The sequence below is a fragment of the Streptomyces marokkonensis genome, assembly GCF_008312835.1.
In the GTDB taxonomy this organism is placed as follows: Bacteria; Actinomycetota; Actinomycetes; order Streptomycetales; family Streptomycetaceae; genus Streptomyces; species Streptomyces marokkonensis_A.
Window position 1 is genome coordinate 57,680 of the sequence record NZ_VSKS01000030.1, and the last position, 23,230, is coordinate 80,909.

Annotated in this window: 14 protein-coding genes, 2 pseudogenes and 1 CRISPR repeat array; of the genes and pseudogenes, 8 read left to right on the forward strand and 8 right to left on the reverse strand. The window is 72.4% G+C overall.

Annotated features, from left to right (window positions below):
* Positions 1-2: 2 nt before the first annotated feature.
* The 5 genes from F1615_RS33520 to F1615_RS33540 form a co-directional block, all read right to left on the reverse strand.
* A complete protein-coding gene (locus F1615_RS33520; protein WP_149552810.1) occupies positions 3-1,265 on the reverse strand; it encodes a glycosyltransferase in 1,263 nt (420 codons plus the stop codon).
* Positions 1,262-2,227 carry a glycosyltransferase gene (locus F1615_RS33525; protein WP_149552811.1) on the reverse strand — a complete coding sequence of 322 codons (966 nt, stop codon included), beginning with the start codon at positions 2,225-2,227 and terminating at the stop codon, positions 1,262-1,264. The genes F1615_RS33520 and F1615_RS33525 overlap by 4 nt, the downstream gene beginning before the upstream one ends.
* 49 nt (positions 2,228-2,276) lie before the next feature.
* Positions 2,277-3,338: a glycosyltransferase family 2 protein gene (locus F1615_RS33530; protein ID WP_149552812.1), complete on the reverse strand. Its 1,062-nt coding sequence runs from the start codon at positions 3,336-3,338 to the stop codon at positions 2,277-2,279.
* Positions 3,335-5,002 carry a carbamoyltransferase family protein gene (locus tag F1615_RS33535; RefSeq protein WP_149552813.1) on the reverse strand — a complete coding sequence of 556 codons (1,668 nt, stop codon included), beginning with the start codon at positions 5,000-5,002 and terminating at the stop codon, positions 3,335-3,337. The genes F1615_RS33530 and F1615_RS33535 overlap by 4 nt, the downstream gene beginning before the upstream one ends.
* A 66-nt stretch (positions 5,003-5,068) precedes the next feature.
* On the reverse strand, positions 5,069-6,031 hold the full coding sequence (locus F1615_RS33540) for an NAD-dependent epimerase/dehydratase family protein (protein ID WP_149552814.1): 963 nt from the start codon (positions 6,029-6,031) through the stop codon (positions 5,069-5,071).
* Positions 6,032-6,504: 473 nt separating this feature from the next.
* On the opposite strand from F1615_RS33540, the gene F1615_RS33545 reads away from it, so the two are divergent.
* Together F1615_RS33545 and F1615_RS36650 are read left to right on the forward strand one after the other, a co-directional pair.
* A complete protein-coding gene (locus F1615_RS33545) occupies positions 6,505-7,752 on the forward strand; it encodes a cytochrome P450 (RefSeq protein ID WP_149552815.1) in 1,248 nt (415 codons plus the stop codon).
* 155 nt (positions 7,753-7,907) lie between these two features.
* Positions 7,908-8,108, forward strand: a pseudogene (locus F1615_RS36650) (penicillin-binding protein); the annotation flags it as partial.
* A gap of 83 nt (positions 8,109-8,191) precedes the next feature.
* On the opposite strand, the gene F1615_RS33555 reads toward F1615_RS36650, so the two are convergent.
* Together F1615_RS33555 and F1615_RS33560 are read right to left on the reverse strand one after the other, a co-directional pair.
* Positions 8,192-9,562 carry a trypsin-like serine protease gene (locus F1615_RS33555; RefSeq protein WP_149552816.1) on the reverse strand — a complete coding sequence of 457 codons (1,371 nt, stop codon included), beginning with the start codon at positions 9,560-9,562 and terminating at the stop codon, positions 8,192-8,194.
* 248 nt (positions 9,563-9,810) lie between these two features.
* Complete coding sequence (locus tag F1615_RS33560) at positions 9,811-10,371, reverse strand: GNAT family N-acetyltransferase (RefSeq protein WP_149552817.1); 561 nt, start codon at positions 10,369-10,371, stop codon at positions 9,811-9,813.
* A gap of 906 nt (positions 10,372-11,277) precedes the next feature.
* Between F1615_RS33560 and F1615_RS33565 the strand changes: the two genes are divergently transcribed.
* The 4 genes and pseudogenes from F1615_RS33565 to F1615_RS37250 all read left to right on the forward strand — a co-directional run bounded on the left by F1615_RS33565 (position 11,278) and on the right by F1615_RS37250 (position 17,155).
* Positions 11,278-11,628, forward strand: a complete 351-nt coding sequence (locus F1615_RS33565) for a CU044_2847 family protein (RefSeq protein ID WP_244328939.1) — start codon at positions 11,278-11,280, stop codon at positions 11,626-11,628.
* Positions 11,625-15,545: a trypsin-like peptidase domain-containing protein gene (locus F1615_RS36655; protein ID WP_244328940.1), complete on the forward strand. Its 3,921-nt coding sequence runs from the start codon at positions 11,625-11,627 to the stop codon at positions 15,543-15,545. Before F1615_RS33565 ends, F1615_RS36655 begins: the two co-directional genes overlap by 4 nt.
* Positions 15,524-15,937, forward strand: a pseudogene (locus tag F1615_RS36660) (WD40 repeat domain-containing protein); the annotation flags it as partial. The gene F1615_RS36655 and the pseudogene F1615_RS36660, both read left to right, overlap by 22 nt.
* A 765-nt stretch (positions 15,938-16,702) precedes the next feature.
* Entirely contained in the window at positions 16,703-17,155 is a 453-nt protein-coding gene (locus F1615_RS37250; RefSeq protein WP_167533935.1) for an endonuclease domain-containing protein, read from the forward strand.
* A 49-nt stretch (positions 17,156-17,204) separates the two neighbouring features.
* Here F1615_RS37250 and F1615_RS37255 read toward each other — a convergent pair whose 3' ends face one another.
* Entirely contained in the window at positions 17,205-17,360 is a 156-nt protein-coding gene (locus tag F1615_RS37255) for a helix-turn-helix domain-containing protein (protein ID WP_149552821.1), read from the reverse strand.
* Between F1615_RS37255 and F1615_RS33590 the strand changes: the two genes are divergently transcribed.
* Complete coding sequence (locus F1615_RS33590) at positions 17,298-17,705, forward strand: hypothetical protein (RefSeq protein ID WP_167533930.1); 408 nt, start codon at positions 17,298-17,300, stop codon at positions 17,703-17,705. The two genes, F1615_RS37255 and F1615_RS33590, sit on opposite strands and share 63 nt — an antisense overlap.
* Positions 17,706-18,293: 588 nt before the next feature.
* The gene (gene mobF / locus F1615_RS33595; RefSeq protein ID WP_149552823.1) at positions 18,294-22,091 is read left to right on the forward strand and encodes a MobF family relaxase; all 3,798 of its coding nucleotides are present in this window, start codon (positions 18,294-18,296) and stop codon (positions 22,089-22,091) included.
* A gap of 271 nt (positions 22,092-22,362) precedes the next feature.
* Positions 22,363-23,183: direct repeats of the CRISPR family, unit length 28 nt; unit sequence GAGCAACCCCCGCAGGCGCGGGGACGAC.
* Positions 23,184-23,230: the final 47 nt, after the last annotated feature.

Here is a 23,230-nt window from a genome sequence, read left to right on the forward strand (position 1 = left end):
CGTCAGCCGGTTCCGGTCGCGGCCGGCTCCGCGTCGAGGACCTCGCAGTACGCCGCCTCGGTGGCCGCGGCGATCCGCGGCCAGCCGTAGCGGCTGAGCACCCGGCGGCGGCCCGCCACCGCGCAGGCCTCCCGGGCCGCCGGGTCGGCGAGCAGCGCGGCCACGGCCCGGGCCAGCGCCTCCGGGTTGCCGGGCGGCACCAGCCGGCCCGTGCCCGGATCCGTGACGGTGTCGAGCTGACCGCCGACCGCGCTGGCCACCACCGGACGGCCGCAGGCCATGGCCTCCAGCGGGACGATCCCGAACGGCTCGTAGTCGGCGGGGCACAGCACCACGTCGGCGGAGCGCAGGAGCGCGGGCACCCGGGAGGGGTTCACCCCGCCGGTGAAGCGGACCCGGTCGGCGACCCCGGCGTCCCGCGCGAGACCGCGCAGCCGGCGCACCTCCGGATCGTCATCGAGGCGGTCCCGGGGTGGCCCGCCGACCACGAGGAGCTCGGTTCCCGGCAGCCGGGCCAGCGCCGCCACCGACACGGCGGCACCCTTGCGCGGCACCAGCCGGCCCAGCTGCACCAGCCGGTGGCGGAACGGTCCGCGCGGCGCGACGGGGCCCACCGGCGTGAACCGGTCGGTGTCCACACCGCACGGCACGACGCCGACCCGGTACGCCGGCACGCCCATCCGGGCCAGCTCGGCGACCTCGTCCCGGCAGGTGGCGACGACCCGGTCGCAGCCGAGCCCCACCTCGATCTCGCAGCCGATCCGCTCCGGCGGGCTGGTGTCGGCGAGCCCCTGGTGCCGCCGCTTCACCGTGCCCAGCGCGTGGTACGTGTGCAGCAGCGGCAGCCCCAGCTCCCGGGCCGCCCGCAGCGAGGCCAGCCCCGACATCCAGAAGTGCGAGTGCACGACATCCGGGGGGCGCGCACGCCACACCCGGGCCAGGTGCCGCCCGAACTCCTCCATGTACGGCAGCAGCCGGTCCTTGGGGACCGGTTCCGGGGGGCCCGCCGGCACATGGTGCACCTCGACGCCGTCGCGCAGGACCACGCGGCCGGGCAGGTCGGGCCGGTCACGGCGGGTGTGCACGACGACGCGGTGGCCGCGGTCGGCGAGCGCCCCCGCCAGGGCGGCCACATGGACGTTCTGCCCGCCGGCGTCCACTCCGCCGGGCGTGGCGAGGGGGCTGGCGTGCTCCGAGACCAGCGCGACGGACAGCACGCCCGGGGCGAGTCCGTCGTCGGCGGGCGGGCCGGGGACCGAAGTCATGAGCGCACCTCCGTGATCAGGCGTTCCCAGTCGTCGAGGAACCGCTTGAGCCCGTACCGTTCGAGGGCGGCCTGCCGGGCACGGGCCCCGTCCGCCGCGGCCGCCGCGGGGTCCGCCAGGTAACGCCGGGCGGCCCGGGCGAGGACGTCGGGCTGGTTGGACACGGTGCCCGAACCGCGCGGCACGGCCTCCACCGCCTCGGTGGTGGCCAGCGCCAGGACCGGCATGCCCAGGTGCATCGCCTCCAGCAGGGACAGCCCGAGGGAGGTCCAGCGCACCGGGTGCAGGTACATCCGGCGGTCGGCCATGGCCGCGTGCAGTTCGCGCTGCGGCAGGTCGGCGGTGCGGCACCGTTCCGGCGGCAGCCCCAGGCGGCCGGCCAGGCCGTCGGTGCCCATGCCGAACACGTCCAGCGGCACCGCCCCGGCGAGGGCGGGCAGCAGGTCCGTACCGGTGTACCGGCCGCGTCGCAGCGGTTCGTTGACGACGACGGCGGCCCGCTCCAGCCGGCCCGTGTACCGGTGGCCGGGGTCGACGACGCCGTGCTCGATCACCTCGGTGCGGGTGGTGCCGCAGTCCCAGAACAGCCGGTTGAAGTGCGTGACGTGCACGATCGTCAGATCGGCCCGGTCGGCGAACGGATGGCGGGTGGCCGGCACGTCGCCGTCCGGCGCGTTGTGCTCCAGATACACGGCCGGCACGTCCCGGCCGGGACGGCGGCCGCCGAGCCAGCGTTCGGCGAGCCCGAGCTCGTGCGGCCGCTGCAGGACGACCAGGTCGAACGGCGTCTCCCGCAGCTCCGCGGGCGTGGCCTCGCGCACCGACCCGGGCCAGGTGAAGGTCCGGGCACGGCCGAGGCCGTCCGGATCACGGGCGGGGGTGACGGGGACGACGTAGGTGTGGGGACCCTGGACGAACGCCGTCGTCCAGGAACCGTGTACGTGCCACAGCAGAATGTTCATACGGCGGCTCCTCGCCCGGTCCGCTCGCCCTGCTCGTGCGGCGGGCGGGTCATGACGGCGTCCGTTCGCCGGCCGCCGGCGGGTACGCGGGCGCAGCCCCGGACCGCTGGGGGCGGGGCGGTGCCGCGCGGTGCGCGAAGTGGCCGCGCAGCCAGTGGAAGGCCGCGGCCGGCGGGACGATGGTGCTGGTGAGGAGCATGGTGACGATCTCGTCCGGGGTGCGCGGGCCCGGAAGGATCCGGGCGAGCGCGAATTCGGTGGTCCCGGCCAGCCACCCGCCGAGGCAGGCCGCCGCTGCCCGCGGCCGCCCGGACAGCGCGCAGGCCGCGGCCGCCAGGCCCGCCGCGGTCACCGCCAGATGCCCGGGCAGGCGCCCCCGCGGGGCCCCGGCCCGCCGCCACCAGTCCCGTCCGTGCAGCCGGGACATCAGCACGTCGTCGGCGTTGCCCGCCTGGAGCCGCACGGAGACCCAGCGCCCCGCCCGCCGTACCGGATGGGTGGTGGTGCGGCGGCCCTCGGCCAGCGTCCAGCCGGCGTCGAGCACCCGCAGCGCCAGGTCGGCGTCCTCCCGGAAGGCCCGGCGGAACCGCTCGTCGAAACCGCCGGCGGCCTCCAGCGCCCGGCGGCGGTACACCATGTCGGCGGTGATCCAGCGGGCGCCGGCGAGACCGGCGGTGTTGCGCTCCCAGTCGGTGGGCGGCCGGTCGGCGGGCAGCGGCACCTCGATCCGGGCGGTGATCCCGGCGGTCGCGACACTCGCCCCGGCGAGGTCGAGGGCCAGGTCGTCGGCCCAGGTGGGGCCGGGGACCACATCGTCGTCGAGGAACACGATCCACGGCACGTCCCCGGCGGCCCGCCAGCCGGTGTTGCGGGCGGCGGCCGGTCCCCGTGCCCCGCCGGGCACCACGAGGGTGCGCACGCGCAATGACGGCGGAACGGCGGCGGTCAGCGGGGCGCCGGAGGGGTCCGGGCGGTCGTCGACCACCACGACCCGGGCCGGGCCCGGCCCGTCCGCATCGGCCAGCGCCCGCAGGCACCGGCCCAGGCAGGACCGGCCCAGTGTGGGCACCACCACGGCGTACTCGCCGCTCGGAGCGGGGGACCCGGTCATCGCAGCACCTCGCCCTCGTCCGCGGAGCGGAAGAAGCCGCCGCGCCGGACCGCGTACGGGCCGATGGCCAGCAGGTCGACGGGGGAGGAGCCGAAGCACTCCAGGGCGTCGCGCGGGTCGTCCACCATGGGACGGCCCGCCGTGTTGAGGCTGGTGTTGACGACCACCGGCAGCCCGGTGAGCCGCTCGAACTCGCCCAGCATCCGCGCCACCAGGGGCTCGCGCGCCGGATCGACGGTCTGGATGCGGGCGGTGCCGTCGACATGCACCACGGCGGGGATGCGGTCCCGCCAGGCTGGGGCCACGTCGTGCACGAACAGCATGTAGGGGCTGGGCAGCGGGCCGTCGAAGATCCCGGCGGCCCGGTCGGCGAGCACCATCGGCGCGACCGGCCGGAACTGCTCGCGTCCCTTCACGTCGTTGAGCCGTTCCAGATTGCCCGCGTGCCCGGGATGGGCCAGCAGCGAGCGGTGGCCGAGCGCCCGGGGGCCGTACTCGCTGCGGCCCTGGAACCAGGCGACGATGCCGTTGTCGGCCAGTGCCCGGGCCACGGTGGCGGCGATGTCGGACGGCCGCTCGAAGGGCACGCCGGCCGTCTTCAGCCACGCCCCCAGCTCCGCGTCGGACCAGTCCCGGCCGAGGTCGGCGCCGGTCATGGGCTCCGGTCCGTCGCCGGCCGCGGCGGACAGCAGCAGGGCGCCGCCCAGAGCGGTCCCCGCGTCACCGGCCGCCGGCTGCACCCACACCCGGGAGAACGGGCCCTCGCGGGCGATACGGGAATTGGCGACGCAGTTCAGGGCGACGCCCCCGGCGAGGGTGAGCACGGAGTCGTGGGTGCGGCCGTGCAGCCAGCGCACCAGGTCAAGCAGCGTCTCCTCCAGCACGGCCTGCGCGCCGGCGGCGACGTCGGCGTGGTCCCGGGTCCACGGTTCGTCCGGGCCGCGCGGCGCGCACAGCTCGTGCCAGGGCACTCCCGTGGCATGGAAGCCGCCGTCGCCCGTGGGGTACACATGGCGGCGCAGTTCGGCCAGCATGCGCGGTGTGCCGTGGGAGGCGAGGGCCATCACCTTGAACTCGTCGGAGGACCGCAGGAACCCGAGGTGTTCGGTGAGCTCCTCGTAGACCAGACCGAGCGAGTGCGGGAGGTCCTGCGCGCGCAGGGAATCGAGCCTGTCGCCCACCCGGCGGGCGGCGAGGTGGGAAGCGCGCTCGCCGCGGCCGTCCAGCACGAGGACGGAGCTGTCGCCCGCGTCCGGTGCCGCGAAGGCGCCGGAGGCGGCGTGCGCCATGTGGTGCGGTACGAAGCGGACGGCGGCGGGGTCCAGACCCGGCAGCGCGGTCCGCAGGAAGCCGGGTGCCTCCCGCGCGTAGGTGAGCCGCAGGTGGTCCCACGGGTCGTCCAGGCCCATCGCGTCGGCGGGGCGGGCGAGCGCGGGGTCGAAGGAGTAGGCGACCGCGTCGAGGTCCTGGGGGCGCAGTCCGGCGCGCTTCAGACACCAGGCGGCGGCCTTCTCGGGCAGCTCCCAGGCGGAGAAGGGCAGCGGTCGCTTGCCGTGTTTGCGCCGGGTGAACCGCTCCTCCTCCGCGGCGGCGACGGTCCGCCCGTCGATCACCAGGGCGGCGGCGGGGTCGTGGAAGAGGGCGTTGATTCCGAGGATGCGCATGGCGGGCGGCCTTTCGCGGATCGGGGGCGGCCTGCGGGCCGCGTGTCCTGGGCGGGAACGCCGTGCTCAGTGACCGGCTTCGGCGCGGAACCAGGCGATCGTGCGGCGCAGCCCCTCCTCGGCGTCCACCCGCGGCTCCCAGCCGAGCTTGTCGCGGGCCAGCGTGATGTCGGGGCAGCGCACGGCCGGATCGTCCACCGGGCGCTCGATGTAGCGGATCCCGGACGCGGACCCGGCCAGCCGGACGACGAGCCGGGCCAGCTCCAGCATGGTGATCTCATCGGGGTTGCCGATGTTGACGGGCCCGCGCATGCCGTGTGCGGCCGCCGCGAGGATGCCGGCCACGGTGTCGTCGACGTAGCACAGAGAGCGGGTCTGGCGGCCGTCACCGGTCACGGTGAGGGGTTCGCCGGCCAGGGCCTGCCGGACGAAGGTCGGCACGGCGCGGCCGTCGTGGCCGCGCATCCGCGGGCCGTAGGTGTTGAACAGCCGCACGATGCAGGTGTCGGTGCCGTGGGCGTCCGCGTGGGCGGTGGTCAACGCCTCACCGAACCGCTTGGCCTCGTCGTAGACGCTGCGCGGGCCGACCGGGTTGACGTTGCCCCAGTAGCGCTCGTCCTGCGGGTTCTGGCGCGGGTCCCCGTAGACCTCCGAGGTCGAGGCCAGGACGAAGCGGGCCTCGCACTCCTGGGCGAGCCGCAGGGCGTTGCGGGTGCCGAGGCTGCCGGCGTCCATGGTGTGCAGCGGGAGCCGCAGATAGTCCGCCGGTGAGGCGGGGGAGGCGAAGTGCAGGACCAGGTCGGGCCGCCGGTCGACCGGCAGCCCCTCGGCCACGTTCGCCCGTACGAGGGTGAATCCGGACCGTTCCAGGAGCGGGGTGACGTTCTCCGGGCGGCCGGTGCTGAGGTCGTCCACGCAGGTGACGGCGGCGCCCGCGTCCAGCAGGGCGGTGCACAGGTGGGAGCCGACGAATCCGGCGCCGCCGGTGACGACGACGTGCTCCCAGTTCCGGGATATGGCGGTGGTCATGTCGTTCAGCCCTCCGTCGGAGGCGTCGGTGTCCGGGCCGACACGGTGTGTCCGGCACCTGGGCCGAGGCCGTCGACCCCTCGACCAGCCTGAGCCGCCGCTCCCTCCGCGGCACGGTCGCCTACTGCAAACCGGTGAATCACGGAGCGTGAGCGCGGTGCGGCCCGCGCTGCGCCGGCAGGCTCGGCAGCGGTGAGGGGGCCCCGACGGACGGCGCGCCCGGGAGCCCGCCCGATGTCCACCCGGGTGCGCCCTTCGGGGGCCCGCGGTCAGGCCACGAGGGTGGCGTCCGGGCCGAGGCGGCTGTGGAGGAACGCGTGGTGGAGGGTGGCCGCCGCACGGAACGCCGACGGCCCCCCCGCCCCGCCCGATGTGACGCGTGCCTCCCGCGGCGTGTGGCCTCGGCCGCACCCGTACGGGTGTCCTGGCCGTCGCCGGAGTGTCCGGGGGAGCCGGCCGGGCACCCGGCGGCCATGGACGTACTCAGCCGCCCCTTGATCGACCGCACCCTGCCCCTGCTGGCCGAGGGTTACGCCTGGCTGCCCAACCGGATGCGCGACGCCACGGGACCCGTGGTCCGCACCCGGATCATGGGCCGCCCCGCACTCGCCCTGCGCGGGCCAGAGGCGGTGCGGTTCTTCTACGACGAGGAGAACGTGCACCGGCACCGCGCGATCCCCGAACCCGTACTCGCCACCCTGTTCGGCCACGAGGCCGTGCACACCCTCGACGGCCCCGCCCACCGCGCCCGCAAGTCCCTGTTCCTGCCGCTGCTCGAGCCCGGCCGTGTCGCGGGCCTCGTCGACCACGTCACCGCGGCCTGGGACGAGGCCGTACCGGCATGGGGCCGGCGCGGCTCCGTCGTGCTGTTCGACGAGGCGAGCACGGTGCTCGCCACCGGCGTCCACCGGTGGGCCGGCATACCGCTGGACGACGCCGGCGCCGAGACGACGGCCCGCGACATGATCGCCATGGTCGACGGCTTCGCCACCGCCGGACCGCGCCATCTGCGCGCCCGGCGCGCCCGCGCACGGCAGGAGGACCGGCTGGGCCGGCTGGTGCGCGACGTGCGCTCCGGCGCGGTCACCGCGCCCGCCGACTCGGTGCTCGACCTGGTGTGCCGTCACCGCGACGCGGACGGCGAGCCGCTCGACGAGAAGACGGCCGCGGTGGAACTGCTCAATGTCGTCCGCCCGACGACCGCCGTCGCCTGGTTCGTCGCCTTCACCGCGCACGCCCTGCACCGTTGGCCGGAGCACCGGGGGCCCCTGGCGGACGGGGACCTCCCGTTCACCGCCGCCTTCGCGCACGAGGTGCGCCGCTTCTACCCGTTCGTGCCCTTCCTCGGCGGCCTGGCCGCGCGCGACCTGTACTGGCGGGGCGAGTGGATCCCGGCCGGGGGACTGGTGGTGCTCGACGTGTACGGGCAGAACCACGACGAGTCGCTGTGGGGCGATCCGTACGCCTTCCGCCCGCAGCGCTTCCTCCAACGGCCCGTGGAACGCGACGAACTGATCCCGCAGGGCGGTGGCGACCCGGCCACGGGCCACCGCTGCCCCGGCGAGGGCATCACCGTCGGCGTACTGGAGGCGCTCGCGGGGCGGCTCGCCCGGATGGAGTACACCGTGCCGGAGCAGAATCTGACGATCCCGCTGAACCGGGTCCCCACGCGTCCGCACAGCGGCGTTCTCCTTTCGGGAATACGCCCGGCCGCCGGTTAGCTGTTCTGTCGTGGGTGGGGGGCTGTGGACAGGTGAGCCAGGTCCCGGCTGAGGGATCTTGAACACGCCCTGGCCGCCGCCACCGGAACCCCGTGGGCGGACCTGATGGCCGATCGGCTGCTGCGGCCCCCCGCCCTCCGTGACACCGCCCTGCGAACCGGCACGTGCACACCGTCGCCTGGTTCCGTCACCCGACGGACGGCGGGCCCCTGTACTTCCACAGCGGGGCCACTCCCGGCCAGCCAGGCCTTCCTAGGCTTCCGGCCCGACACCGGCACCGCCCTGGCCGCCTCTGCACCCGCCGCTTCCGCCCCCACGACCCGTTCCCCGCCACGGCCTGCGCCCTGCTCGCGGAGCGGTGGCGCGACCTCGCGCGGAAACGGCACGGCGCCGGCGGCGGCCCCCGGGGGCCGCCGCCGGCGCCGTGCCGGTCATCCGGTCACAGCCGCTGCCACAGCGCCGGTGTGCCGGCGGGCGCCCACGCGCCCTGCGCCTGGTGGGTCTGCAGGCACTGGTACGTCACACCGTCGCGGGTCACCGTCGTCCCCGCCTCGTACACCCGGCCCGCCGTCCACGCCTGCACGCCGCCCTCCTGCCGGCCCGGCGTGGTCAGCGCGGCCGCGGTGGTCAGCGTGAGCCCGAAGTCGCTCAGGATCGGGTTCACCGGCTGGTAGAAGGTCGTGCCTCCCGAGGTGCAGTCACCGGAACCGCCGGAGGTCACACCCTGCGCCTGCGCGCCCGTGACATACGGCCCGCCGGAGTCCCCGGGCTCGGCGCACACCGTCGTCCGGGTCAGCCCGTCGACCGTGCCCTCGGCGTAGCGGACGCTCGAGTCGTGCTGCTGGATGGTCCCGCAGTGCCACCCGGTGGTCGAGCCGGAACGGCACACCGACGCCCCGACCAGCGCCTGGGCCGAGCCCGTGACCTGCACCTCCTGACCGCCCTGCGCCTTCACGTCGGGCGTGGGCGTCCACTGGTCGTTGGCGGCCACCCACGCCATGTCCTTGCCGGGGAACGTGGACGCCTGGAAGGTGCCCTGCGCGGTGCGGTCGTACCCGGTGGTGGTCGCCCCCTGACTGCCGCAGTGACCGGCGGTGGCGAAACCCGCCCGATCGCCCTTGGTGACGGAGAAGCCGACGGAGCAGCGCGCGGAGTCGTTGATGTAGAAGGGGTCACCGCCGGTGATGTCCTGGAGCAGTCGCGGACGTTCCGTCGTCACGCGGACGCCGATGTCCTCGCCCTCGAGCCCCGCGGCCCTCACGAAGGCCGTGCCGGCCGCCTGACTGGTCGCCTGCACCATGATCCGGTTCTTCACCACGTCCACGTACCAGACGGGTGCCTCGAGGGACTTGACGCGGGTGGCCGCCGCGTCCAGCTTCGCCTTGACCGCCTTCAGTTCGGCCAGCGTCCGCCCGACCACCGTCGCCGTGGCACCCCGGGCCTCGATGACCGCCACGTCCTTGGCGTCGGTGGTCGCGACCATGAGCTCCGCGGCGGTGTCGCCGCGCACCCAGGCACCGGCGAACCGCTCGCCCAGGGCGTTGCGCAGCAGTCCGGCGCGGGTGCCCGCCTCCGCCTCGTTGACCAGCCGCTGCGAGGCCTGCTCCGCGTTCAGGCCCAGGTCGCGCTGGAGGGCGCCGAGCAAATGGGGCGACGGCCGGTCGGCGCCGAGGGTCTGCGCCGCGCTGGGCGCCGGCCCCGCCACGGGTATGGGGTCGGCCGCCGCGGCGGAGGGGAGTCCGGCGAGGACGAGGGCGCCGAGTGCCGTGAGGGCCGACCGGCGCACGGTCCGGACGTGACTGGGGACCATTCGGTACGTCTCCTTCGTTCGGGGCGGCGAAGCTGCCGAGGAGACTTAGGCCTTTCCCGGCGCGCCCGACGCGATGTCAGGACACGCCGGCGTTAGCGCTTTGGAGACACGAACGGACGCCATGTGCAGTACGGCCGGTGCGAAGTCGGGGCAGTGGGCCCGGATGGTCCGCGCAGACGTCGAGCCCGCCGGAGCGGCCCACGACGACCTCGGTGGGGTGCGGACCGCAAGGCGGGCAGGTCTCGGTCCTAGCGGCCGGCCGTCGGGTGCCACTCGCGGCGGAGGAGGCCGAAGACCCAGGAGTCGGAGGCGTCGCCGTTGACGACGCAGTCCTCGCGGAGGGTGCCTTCGCGGACGAAGCCGAGCTTCTCCAGGACCCGGGCGGACGCCAGGTTGCGGGTGTCGGTTTCGGCCTGGACACGGTTCAGGTCCAGGGTCTCGAACGCCCACTGCAGGACGGCGTGCGCGGTCTCCGTGGCGTAGCCGTGGCCCCACGCGGCGGCGTCGAAGACGTAGCCCAGGGACGCGCTGCGGAAGTCCGGGTTCCAGCGGGTCAGGCCGCACCAGCCGATGAACGCGCCGTCGGAGACGCGGTCGACGGCCACCCGCGCTCCCGTGCCTTCCTCCTCGATCGTCCCGCAGGTCGCGATGAAGCGCTGGGCGCGAGCCGGTTCGGTCCACGGCGGGGAGTCCCAGTAACGCAGCACGTGAGCGCTGCTGTGCAGCGCGTAGAGCGGCGCCGCGTCGGCGTCGGTGAACGGCCGCAGTCGCAGGCGGGCGGTGTGCAGCTCGGGAGTGGGCAAGGTCATGCGGAGCATCCTGCCGCGTCACGCTCGACCCCGACCATCCGTTTGTCGCCGGACAGCCGGGGGCGCGTACGTTCCCGGCGACGCCGGACGCGCCGCATGGGCGGTGGGTCCGCGGTGACCTTGCCGACATGGCGGGCAAACGGCGGCCGTACTGGCGCGCCCGCGGGACGCCGAACAGCCTCGTCCTGTACCGGAACCCGGACGGATGGAGGTACGCCGTCCACTTCACCGGGCCGACCGGCATCGCCGACGGCGCTCGCCGGTCCTCCGCCCTCGTCCGAGCCGGACATCGCGCAGGTGGCCCTGGCTTCAGGCCGGTGGAAGTGCCCCAGCGACGGTGACCGTGCCGGTCCACCAGTCAGGCTGATCGGGTGCGTGCCGGGGACGCCGAGCCGGCGGCGGGTGGGTTCCTCCGCCTGAAGGAATCGACAGGGTCACGGGTTTCGGCAGCAGCACGGGCACGGAGAGGTTGCTGCTGCATCGGTGCGCCTCGCCGCGGCATGGCAGCAGCATGCGGGCGGGGCCTCGGCTGCCGAATCTGCACGGGAGTGGTTGTCTCCTTAGGAGCACAAGGCCAGGGCGGACGAACAGCGGGAAGCAGCTCAGCGGAAGGCAGAAGCCGGTCGAGGAAGGAGCCGAGCATTCGTCGGGCCCCGCCACTTATCACGGCGTGATGATCACGGAGGCGTCCGTTGACTCGACCGATCCACCGTCCCCTCCGAGCCTGCCCACTGCGGCCACGCCGTCCGCCGGGCGCGAGCAGGCTCCTGAGCTCATCGGCCATGGACTCGCGCACCCTTCAGATGACCGGCCGTGCCGTTTTCCTGAACCGGGGAACGGCTCTGCAGGCCGCAGCTACGATGTCAGGCCGTGACGGCTCAACTGCCATATTTATGAAGCAATCTGATGGTGCTACAGAAAGGCCATGGCGTGTACCTGAGTGTCCCGTTCGAAGACGGTGAGGTCTTCGTCGTCGAGCTGTCCGACGAGCAGGGTTCCGGGGTGATCCGGGCAAGTCGCGGTGACGAGCTCTTCGAGACGTCCGCCGACACGTTCGAGTCGGGCATGGCCCGGGTGCAGCGGGTGGCCGCGACCATGCTGGAGCGTCTGGCTGATCTGCCACGCAGCCCCGATCACGTCCGTGCGGAGTTCGGACTGCGGGTGACGGCGGAAGCCGGCCTGGTGGTGGCGAAGGGCTCCGGGGACGCTCACATCAAGCTGGAACTGGAGTGGAGCCGCCCCGAGGGCGGCAGGTGACGTCGGGGGGCGAGCCGGACTCCGCGTGGGAGCGCGGGACGGCCCGGGTACTGCACGACGGCCGCCCGGTCGGGGTGGCGTTCCTGATCCCCGACCGGCTGCTGCTCACGTGCGCCCACGTCGTCGCCTCCACCGCAGGCCTCCCGGAGGACGAACCCCTCCCGGATTCCCTGCCGGTCACCCTCGACTTCCCGCTGCTCCCCGGGCGTCCCACGGCCACGGCCTCCGTGCACTTCAGCGTGCCCGTGGCCGGTGACAGCAGCGGCGACGTAGCCGTCCTGCAGCTGAGCGACGAGCCCCCGCCGGGTGCTGCGCCCCTGCGCATCGTGGAGGCGGAGGACCTGGCCGGGCACCGCTGGCGGGCCTTCGGCTTCCCGAAGTACGCGGGACGAGGCGGCAGCAAGGACGCCGGCATCTGGACGCGCGGCACCATCGAGGGCCGCGAGGGCACCGGCTGGTGGCAGCTCACCTGCGACGAGAACGTACCGTTCCCGCTGGCAGGAGGCTTCAGCGGGGCTCCGGTGTGGGACGAGGAGTACGGCGGGGTCATCGGTGTTGTCGTCGCCGTCGAGGGGGACCAGCGGCGCCGGACCGGCTACGCCCTCACCGTGGAGTCCTTGACCCGGGAGTGGCCCCAACTGCGCAGAAGGCTGCTGGCCGACAGTCCGTACCGCGAGCTGCTGTCGTTCACCGAGCACGACCGAGCCGTCTTCCACGGCCGTACGAACGAGACGCAGCAGCTGGTCGAGCTCCTCGAGCAGCAGGTACCTGTCCTGCCCGTGCTCGGACCCTCGGGAGTCGGCAAGTCCTCACTGGTCGCCGCCGGTCTGCTCGCGCACCTCGACCGCGACCGGTACGTGATCGCCCGCCTGCCCCACGGCCTGCGCCTCACGGCCGAGGAGCTGCTGGCCTGGGCCCTGGCCTCGGCGGGAAACGCGGACATCATGCAGACGGACTGGCACGACCGGTGGTCGGCGCTGGCCCGGCAGCTCACCGACGAGCAGGACATCCGCACGGCAGTGGAACAGACACTGGCCCACCACGGCAGACGGACCCAGCTGGTGATGGTGGCCGACCAGTTCGAAACGCTCCTTGTGGACTCGCCCGAGACCGCCCGCCGGCTGGACGCCATGCTCGGGGTTCTGACAGCCCGCCGGACGGACGGCAGCCGTCCCGCCCAGGCGGTGGTCGTCGCCCGGATCGACTTCCTCCCGCAGATCGAGCAGCTCCCTCATATCCGTGCGGCATGGGAAGCCACGTCCGTGGTGGTACAGCCGATGACGCGGACGCAGTTGCGCGAGGCGATCACCGGCCCGCTGACAGGGCTCGCGGGGGTCCGCTTCGCCGACGGCCTGGTCGAGCAGATTCTGAGGGACACCCCGCCCGGCCCGGCCGCGCTGCCCATGCTCGAGTACGCCCTGAGCCGACTGTGGGGGCGACAGGAACGCGGGTGGCTGACCACCACCGCGTACCAGGAGCTCGGCGGCGTGGAGGGAGCCCTGGCGGAAGACGCGAAGCACCGACTGTGGGAATGGGCGGACGAGACCGAGCGGCAGGCACTGGAGCGGATCTTCATCCAGCTCGTACGTCCCGGCGAGCAGCTGGACGCCGGGGAGCGCGGCCCGGACACGCGCCGGGTCGCCACCCGCACCCAGTTCTCCGCAGCTGACTGGGCGCTGATCCACCGGCTGGCCAGCACGCGGCTGGTCGTCGTGACGCGCCGCCCGACAGGGCAGGACACCGCTGAACTCGCACACCAGGCCCTGGTGGAGAAGTGGCCGCAGCTGCAACGCTGGATCGAGGAGAACCGCGAGTTCCGCACCTGGCAGGAAGGGCTGCGCCGTTCCCTGCGTGCCTGGCAGGAACAGGGGCGCCCGCCCGCACTGGCCCTCACCAGGGAACAGGTCACGGAGGCACGGCGCTGGATCCGCGATCGGGCCGCTGAAGTACCCACCGAAGAGACCGACTTCGTAGCGGCCAGTGACCAGGTCCAGCAGAGTCGCGCCCGTCGGCGCCGCCTGGCCCTCGCGGGCTTCGCCGTACTCACCGTACTCGCCCTCGTCGCGGTCGGCCTGGCCACCCGCAGCGCCCGCGACAGCAGCGAGCAGCGCGCCCTGGCCGCCACCCGCAGCCTGACCGAGCAGAGCCGGCAGTATGCCAACGCCGACCCGGCCCTGGCGGCCCGCCTCGCCCTGGCCGCGCAGCACGTCTCCCCGACCCCGCAAACGCGCGCGCAGCTCCTGTCCACGGTGTCCTCACCCCTGCGAGCCACTCTCACCCGGCACACCAAAGAGGTGGAGTCGGTCGCCTTCAGTCCGGACGGCAGAACTCTCGCGAGCAGCGGAAGCGACGGCACGGCACGACTGTGGGACGTGGCCGGGCGCCGGCAACTGGCGTCCCTCGACGGGCACGGCAGCCAAGTGCTCACGGTGGCGTTCAGTCCCGACGGCAAGACGCTGGTCACCAGCCACAGCGGCTTGATCGCACAGGTGTGGGACGTCCGCACGTACCAGCAGATCGCCGTCCTGACCGGCGTCGGAGCCCCGGCGGTCTTCAGCCCGGACGGAGACACGATCGCCACCGGCGGGAACAAGGGCAGGGTCCAGCTCTGGAACGCGCGTACCTATCAGAAGACCGGCGAGCTCCGGGTCCACCGCAGCGACGAGGGCGTCTGGCCCCACCGTCTCGCCTTCAGCCCGGACGGCCGGACGCTCGCCGTGGCCGTCACCGGCCACCGGACCAGCGACAGCGACAAGTCCTCGGTGCAGCTCTGGGACGTCCGGGGGAAACATCGCACGGCCACGCTCACGGGCCACACGGGCTGGGTGCACTCGCTGGCGTTCAGCCCCGACGGCGAAACGCTGGCCACGGGGGCGAGCGACTCCACGGTGCTTCTGTGGGACGTACGCAGGTACCGCTGGCTGGCCAGGCTCACCGGGCACAGTGGCACCGTGTTCGCCCTGGCCTTCAGCCCGGACGGCCGGACCCTGGCGAGCGGAAGTCAGGACCGTTCCGTATGGCTGTGGGACGTTCCGGCGCGGAAAGCCGTGACCAGGCTGACCAGCCATACCGGTTTTGTGAACGCTCTCGCGTTCAGCTCGGACGGCGCGATGCTGGCCAGCGGGTCCGAGGACGGCACCATCCGGCTGTGGGACATGCGGGTGGGGCGGCCACGGGCCACGATCGCCGGATCGAACCGCTCACAACCCAAAACCATCGTTGCGAGACCCCAAGCGGCATACAGCCCGGACGGGAAAATGCTGGCGGTCAGTGACGCCACCGGGGCCGTACGTCTGTACGACACCCGCACCCAGCGCACACGGGGCCGGCTGACCGGACACAGCGGCATGGTGAGCTCGGTGGAGTTCAGCCCGGACGGCAGGTATGTCGCCGCGAGCAGCCATGACAGTGCGGCGGTGATGCTGTGGGACGCACGTACCCACCGTCGCGTCGCCGTCCTCGAAGGCCACCGCAGGCCCGTGCAGTCCCTTCGCTTCAGCCCGGACGGCCGGACCCTCGCCACCAGCAGTTACATCGACGGGACGACCCGCCTGTGGAGCGTGCGCACCCACAGGCAGCTGGTGTCCATCAAGGCTGGGGCGAGGACGTCCTTCAGTCCGGACGGCAGAACCCTGGTGACCGGCGACTTCCGGTCCTCGTCCGTGGACCTGCTGGACGCTCGGACTCATCGTCGCCTCGGCACCCTGGACGCGGTCAACAAGAGTCTCCGCTCCGTCGTCTTCAGTCCGGACGGCAGAACCCTGGCCATGGCGAACGGTGACGGCAAGCTCAGGCTGTGGGACGTCAGCCGTCGCCGCCTCACCGCGGCCATCCTGGGACACGCCGACATGGCACAGGCGGTGGCCTCACCCCGGACGGGGAGACCCTTGTCAGCAGCGGCCAGGACGGTACGGTGAAACTCTGGGACGCACGCACCCACCGTCGCCTCGCCACCCTCACAGGCCACACCGCCACTGTCGGATCGGTCGTCGTCAGCTGGGACGGAAAGACCCTCGTGACGATCAGCGAAGACCGCACCATACGCCTCTGGGACCTTGAGACCCACCAGCAGGTGGCCCTGTACACCGGCCACACCGGCGTTGTGAACTCCGCTGTCTTCTCCCCGGACGGGAACACTCTCGTCACCAGCGCCTCCGACCAGACCGTACGGCTGTGGGACGCCCGTGTCTTCCGCGATCTTGCCGCCCTCACCGACCAGGTGTGCGCGATCGCGGGCCGGTCCCTGACGGAGCGGGAATGGCACCGCTACGTCCCCGACGGAGTCCCGTATCGGCGGATCTGTCCCTGAGCTGACTGTCCCCTCGAGAAGAGTCCGCCACTCGATCGCGATCCGTCCACGTCGGGCGCAGAGTAGATGTCAGTGGTGCGCAGAGTTGTGTCAGTGGCCCCGTAGAGGTGCCAGATGGCGACGAGAGTGGTGAGCGCCGACGACTCGTGTTCCGGAGCAACAGGTACCGCTTAGATTTATGGCTCAGAATCTGACACCGTCTCAATCTCTGTTACAGGAATGCCACAGTGATGGAAACTTGCTTCGATGGGTAACCGATGCGCAGCTGGCGACTGCGCGAGGCCGCTGTACTCGCGCGGCTACTGCAACTACCACTACGACCGCTTGCGGCGGAGCGGGAACTTGCCACCACTTCAGAAACGGATGCCGACAGACGGGCCGTGCGCCTTCAACGGATGCACGACGAAGGTGTACGCGAAGGGCATGTGCAACGCGCACTACCAGCAGGCAAAGCGCGGGTTGGAGCTGACGGCGGTTGGGTCTTGGCTGATCCCGCCGAACGCGAAGTGCGTGGGGCCAGAGTGCGGGCGGCAACAGTACAGCCGCGAACTGTGTAACACCCACTACTACCAGCGGAGTGCGGGGCGCGAGCTGACGATCCTTCCAGCACAGAGATCGAGGCCGGACGGGTCGTGCGAGGCGAGCGGGTGCCGGCGTAGCGCCGAGGACGCGGCCCGAGGGGACGTACTGTGCGTGTCCCACGGCATTATGCAGCGCAGGGGAGGCGACTTGGTGCCGCTGGTGACGCGGACGGAGACTGCTCAGATGCCGGCACTGCTGGCGCGCGGCGTCTACTGGTGCACCTGCTGTCAGCAGGAACTGCCGCGTGACCGATTCCTCACAGACGCACAACGTGGCGGCGCCCCGCGGACGCCATGCCGCGCTTGCTCGGGGAAGGCCACCCGAGCGAAGAAGTTCAACATCTCGTTCGCCGCGCTGGACCGGTTGTTCGCATCCCAGGATCACAGGTGCGCACTGTGCGGCATCGAGGCGGAGGACGGTGACGGGCTCAACCTCGACCACGACCACGAGTGCTGTCCGGAAAAGGGGACGTCATGCGGTAAGTGTGTACGCGGATTGCTCTGTTGGGCATGCAATGCAGGAGTAGTGACCTGGTACGAGCGGATGCGGGACAGGGTTCCCGCATACCCGCTGTTCGACGAGTACCTGAACAACCCACCCGCTGTGAAGATCGGGCTAGTCGATCGCCGCACGTAGTGGCAGATGCCTGATGCCCTTGCGTCGCGGTGCAGGGCACCGGGAGCATTCATTGCTCCGCGATACGTCGTGTGTCAGTGGTGGCGATGGCTTCGTCGTGTGCGGCCAGGGTCCGGTAGAGGGTGGAGCGGCCGACGCCGAGGTGCCGAGCGATCGAGGTGACGGGTTCGTTGGCGTCGCGGCGCCGGAGCGCGATGGCGAGCATGTCCTCGACGAACTCCCCGACCTACCCGTCCGCGCCCTGCTCGAACTCGCCCGCCGCCTCGACATGCACCCGGCCGACCTGGTGCCCGGCTCCGACGAACTCTTCGAACTGCCCCGTCACCGCCAGGTCATCGACCGACGCCCGGCCAGCGCCGCCCACGACGCGCTCACCGTCATCACCGTGTTCACGCACGCGGGCAGGCCCCTCACCACCGACGCCCTGGCCGCCGCCCTGTCCTGGACCCGCCACCGGCTCGATGCCGCCCTCGACCGCGCCCGCGCTCTCCCCGGTGCCAGCGGCGTGCTCATCCTGCGCCAAGTCCCGCCCGAGGCTGACCGGGAGTAAGAAGGCGCACGCCTCGGTACGCGGCCCGATCCAGCCCGCCGAGGCCGAGGTCCTCCTCGGCGTCTGGGTTGATGGCGGCATCGACCCCCACGACGTCGCCCAGCGCCAGGCCCTTGAAGACCTCGCCGCCGAGATGGTCACCCGCGGCGACATCATCGATCGGTTCCACGACAACGTGCTCTACAGCCTTCGGATGCTCTCCGAGCCGTCGCCGCCTACTGACACGGACTCTGCGATCCCACTGTCATAACCCTGCGCATCCTGCTGACATCCACCCCGCGCACGACACTCGGTGCCTTGGTCCGGCCCGGCATCGTTGACTGCTCCCGCGTGCCGCTCTATCGTCACCACTCAATCAAGATCCAAAAGAATGGACAAAGGTACGTCCCCTACGGGAACGTATGCGGCCGTTGGCCGCCAGGGCCCAGGGGGGAGGGGCAGCAGCCGACGGCCTGGGTCACCGGGATCGTGGATGACGGGTAGGTCGAGTACCGCCTCACCGGCCATGCCGGCTGCTACGTCCAGCACGACGGCGAGAGCCTCGCCGGGCAGGCCCGACCGGCTGCCGGTGACCGGATCGAGTACCGCATGGACGCCGCCGAGGACGGCACGCTCGTGTGGATCGGCGAAGGACTCACCGACGTCGGCCAGACCACCGGCACGTTCCTCGATGAGGAGGGCAGGCAGCCCGCACGGGCCCTGAGCAAGGGCGTCCACCCCCTCACCGGCGAGCAACTAGTGCGCCCCGAGCTTCGCGCACACCCGCGTGCCAAACTGACCGGCGCCCGACTCGTGGAGGCGGTCGAGGCGGCCGCCGAGGTCGCAGGGTGCGAGCCCGCCGGACTGTTCACCGGCAAGCCCAAGCAGGCGAAGAAGTGGGCGACGCTCGCGCGGATCGTGCGTCAGAAGGGTGAGCGGCATCAGCTGCAGGTCGACTCCCTGCACCGTCTTGCTCGCGCGGCCGGGCTCGCCCTGGAGGACATCTACGACGCCGGCCGACTCGCCGAGGCCCGCGCTCACGAAGGCGAGCGGGTCAGCATCCGCATCCGGGCCTACGACCTCGTCGCCGACCTGCCGAAGAGCGACTCCACCTTGTGGGCGCTGCTCGCCGGGCGGCACGAGAAGGAGTTCCGAGCCCTGGTCCACCAGGCCAAGCGGGAGGCCTTCGCCCAACTGGAGCAATGGATCGGCTACGGCCTGGCGGGCGAGGACGGCGAGCTGCGCCGCATCGCCACCGGCGGACTGCTCGGCTGGAGCGTCGAGCACCAGTCCGCCCGACCGGTCGACGACACACCCGGCGACCCCCACCTGCACGTGCACATCGTGATCGTCAACATGGCCCGCTGCGAGGACGGCCAGTGGCGTGCCATCGCCAACGGCGGCATGGACCTGTACCGGCACGCCAAGGCATTCGACGCCCTGTTCAAGGCACGGGTGCGGGCCCTGACGCACGCGCGGTTCGGCGTGGTCCGAGCGCGTTCCCCGCGCACCGGTGCCTGGGAGATCGAGGGCATCCCCGAGTCGCTGCGCGACCACTACTCCCGTCGTGCGGCCCAGGTCGACGCCATCGCCGGTGCCGACGCGGGCCGTGAGGAGAAGCTGCGGGTGTCGGCCGATACCCGGCACTCCAAGCACGACACCGGCACCATCGACCTGCGCGCCACCTGGCGCCGACGTGCCGAGGACCTCGGTTACGACGTCGACGCGATGGTTGCGGTAGCCGCCCCAGGGCCGCATGGTCCCGATGGGCCGTTTTCCGTGGACGGTCCCGACGGTTCGCGCACCCCTCCGCCCGAGCGGATCGCCGCCGAGGTGTTCGACCCGCAGCACGGGCTGACCGCCTCCGACAGGGAGTTCAGCAGGGCCCAACTCCTCGCCCGGGTTGCGGAAGCCTGCCCGCTCGGCCTGGAGACGAGCGAGCTCGAAACCCTGGCGGCGCGGGTACTCGCGGTGACGGGGTACGTCCAGGCGCTGCCTCCGCGCGGTTCGCAGCTCATGGCGCACACCGAGCGCTACACCACCCATGACATCCTCCGGGCCGAGCAGACCATCGTGGACCAGGCACGGGCCCGCTACGCCGACGGGTCAGCCGGCCTGAGTCCGGATCAGGCGGCCGCCGCCATTTCTGTGTTCGAGGTGGCCGCCGGGTTCTCTCTCGACGTCGAACAGCGGCGCGCGGTGGAACGGCTACTCACGGCCGGACACGGGGTCGAGGCCGTCGCCGGCGTGGTCGGATCCGGTAAGACGAGCGTGATGGAGGCTTGCCGGATCAGCTGGGACGGGCTCGGGCTGACGTACGCCGGCGCCTCTCCGTCGGCGGTGGCCGCGCAGGCCCTCTACGAGGGCTCCGGCATTCCCTCCCGCACCGTTGCCGCCTGGCTGCAGCGCATTCACGACGGTGACGGACTCACCGGCATCGACGTCCTGGTCCTTGGCGAGGCAGCCATGACCGACGCCCGGTCCATGGCCGCATTGCTCACCGAAGCCGCCCGCACCCACACCAAGGTCATCGCGGTCGGCGACCCGCAGCACCTGCAGACCATCGGCCCCAGCGGCGGCTTCGCCGAGGTGCACCGCCTGGTCGGCGGCGAGACGCTCACGGTCAACCGGAGCCAGAAGGACGCGGGCGAGGCGGCCGCGCTGGACATCTGGCGCAATGGCGCACGCGAGCCTGCCCTGCACCTGCTGGCCGACCGCGGCCGCGTCCACGCTACCGACAGCGCCGACGACGCCCGCCGCTGCATCCTCACTGCTTGGAATGAGACCCGCACCCGCTACGGTGACGCGCACGGCCTGCTCGAGAACCTGGTGGTGCTGACGGCCCGCGATCACGATGCCGCCCTGCTGAACGCCGGTGCCCAGACTCTGCGCCGCGCGGCTGGCGAACTGGGCCGCGCCCACCGCTACGCCCTGCCCGGCGGCGACCACCTCACCCTGGCCATCGGTGACATCGTCAGGGTGCGCACCGATGACTACCGGTTCCGTCGCGACGCCGTCCCCCACGTCCGCAACGGCTCCCGCGCTGTGGTTACCGACATTGCCGACGACCAGCGAGTGCAGATCACCTGGCGGTGCAAGAACGACGACGGCGGCACTCGTAGCGATCAATTCTGGCTGACACCCGGGCAGGTCACGTCCGGGGCCCTTGCCCTGGGCTATGCGATGACCATCGCCGCGTCCAAGGGCATGAGCACCGACACCGCCCTCGTGTACGGGCTGGGCGCGAACCCTTACGCCCTCTACTCCGGCGTTGCCCGCGCCCGTACCGCCAACCACGTGTGGCTGCCCACCGCCGCCCTGGAGGACCCGGAGACCCGGACCCGGCTCGGTGACCTCCGCGACGGGACCGAGCTCCTGGAACATGCCCTGCAGGCGTACACCGTACTGCTGCGCCAGAACCAGGCCGACACCATGATCAGCGACCGACCGCGCGCCGTACTGGAACCGGTCACCCCGCCGATGCCCACCGCCGACGAACCCGCCTTCCCGGCCTGGGACCACCTCGACGCCCGCCCGTACGGTGCCCTGCCCGCCGACGAGCTGGAGATCCGGCTGGCGAAGGCACTGCGGGCGGCTGCAGCCACCGAACACGCTGCCGAGGCGCAGACCCGCCAGGCCCGGGAGTTGGCGGACGCCGCGGAGGAGGAGCCCAGCGCCGGTCAGCGCACCGCGCAGGCCGCAGCCGCCGTTCTTGCCGCGGCCGACCAACTTGCCGTCCGGGCCCAGCAGGAGGACGGCGTCGCGCGCCGCGCTGCGGCCGCTGCCGCGCAGAGCAGGGGCTTCAAAGAGAGGATCGAAGCGTCCTTCGGCCGCAGTCGGATCGCCCTGCGGATGGCTGGTACCTCCCGCACCGAACAACAGACCTTGCTCGCCCAATACACGCAACAGTTGGCCGATGCACGTGAGAGGCAGCAGCGTGCCGAGCGAGCCGCCGCCGCTGCCCGCCAGCGGGCCTGGCAGATGCTGCACACCTCCCCGTACGCTGAGGTCTTCCGCGCCCACGGCGCGCTCGGCGAAGTTCCTGATGACCCAGCAGCCATGCGGCAGTGGTTCACCACGATGCACGCTCACCTGCCCACGGTGGCCATGCAGATCGACACGGTCCGCACTGAAGCCGCCCAGCATGCCCGTTGCAATGCCGCTGCGCTGCGCAGCAGGGCCAGTGACCTGCGTGTGGTCGTTGAGCAGCTTCAATCCGAGCAACGGTTGCGTCGGCAGATCATTGCTGAGGCTCCGCGCCGGCACGCATCCGACGAGGCAACTCGCGCCGCGCTACAACAGGAGTTGCGGCACATCGCGTGGAGCACCCAGCCAGCTCTCCAACAGACCCGCTCTCCGCAACCGAGCGATGGCCTCCGCACCGGCATGCGACCGAAGGCTGACTGAGTACTGGGCGTCGAGTTGCGGAGTCCCGCTGGAAGGCGTTCATAGAGCGACCCCGCAGGCGCGGGGACGACTTCAGAACGACGACCGGCTCTCTGACGAAGATCGAGCAACCCCCGCAGGCGCGGGGACGACGGGAAGCACGGGGGTGGTCATACGGCCTCGCACGAGCAACCCCCGCAGGCGCAGGGACGACAAACGCGTGTGCATGGTCTACTCGGCCCGCGGGCGCGGGGACGACGGTTCGCGCGTCACGACGGGGAGGACGTCCGTGGAGTAACCCCCGCAGGCGCGGGGACGACGAAGCCTCGTCGGCACAAGAAGACGTACTGGGAGAGCAACCCCCGCAGGCGCGGGGACGACCGCTGGGCACAGTCCCGCATCAGCCGGGTGGCCGAGCAACCCCCGCAGGCGCGGGGACGACGGTGAACGAGTCGTCGCCCGGGTCCTGGAGGAGGAGCAACCCCCGCAGGCGCGGGGACGACCCGACGTGACCAACCCCTGGAACGTTGGTGCCGGAGCAACCCCCGCAGGCGCGGGGACGACAGGCTCACAGGCGCTCAGACGGCCGCTCAGCGCGAGCAACCCCCGCAGGCGCGGGGACGACGCCAGACCGGTTTTGATCATCTGGCCGACAGCAGAGCAACCCCCGCAGGCGCGGGGACGACGGGCTTCGGGGGTCAGTCCGTGGCGATGTGCCAGAGCAACCCCCGCAGGCGCGGGGACGACGGGCAGGCACCCGGGCCGCTGGTCCCCCTCCCGGAGCAACCCCCGCAGGCGCGGGGACGACATGTCGTAGGCCTCGGCGATGCGCATGGCCGAGGAGCAACCCCCGCAGGCGCGGGGACGACGCCGATGAAGCCCGGAGCCTCACCGCTCCGGGCGAGCAACCCCCGCAGGCGCGGGGACGACAGGAGGGCGCGGTCCTTCTGGTCCTGCGTCCACGAGCAACCCCCGCAGGCGCGGGGACGACGTCAACGCCGGACTCACCTCCGGCACCTACCGGGAGCAACCCCCGCAGGCGCGGGGACGACACACCTGGAACCGCCCGGCGCCGCACCGGGCGGGAGCAACCCCCGCAGGCGCGGGGACGACGTGCGACCTCATGGCGCCCTGCCACTGCCTGACGAGCAACCCCCGCA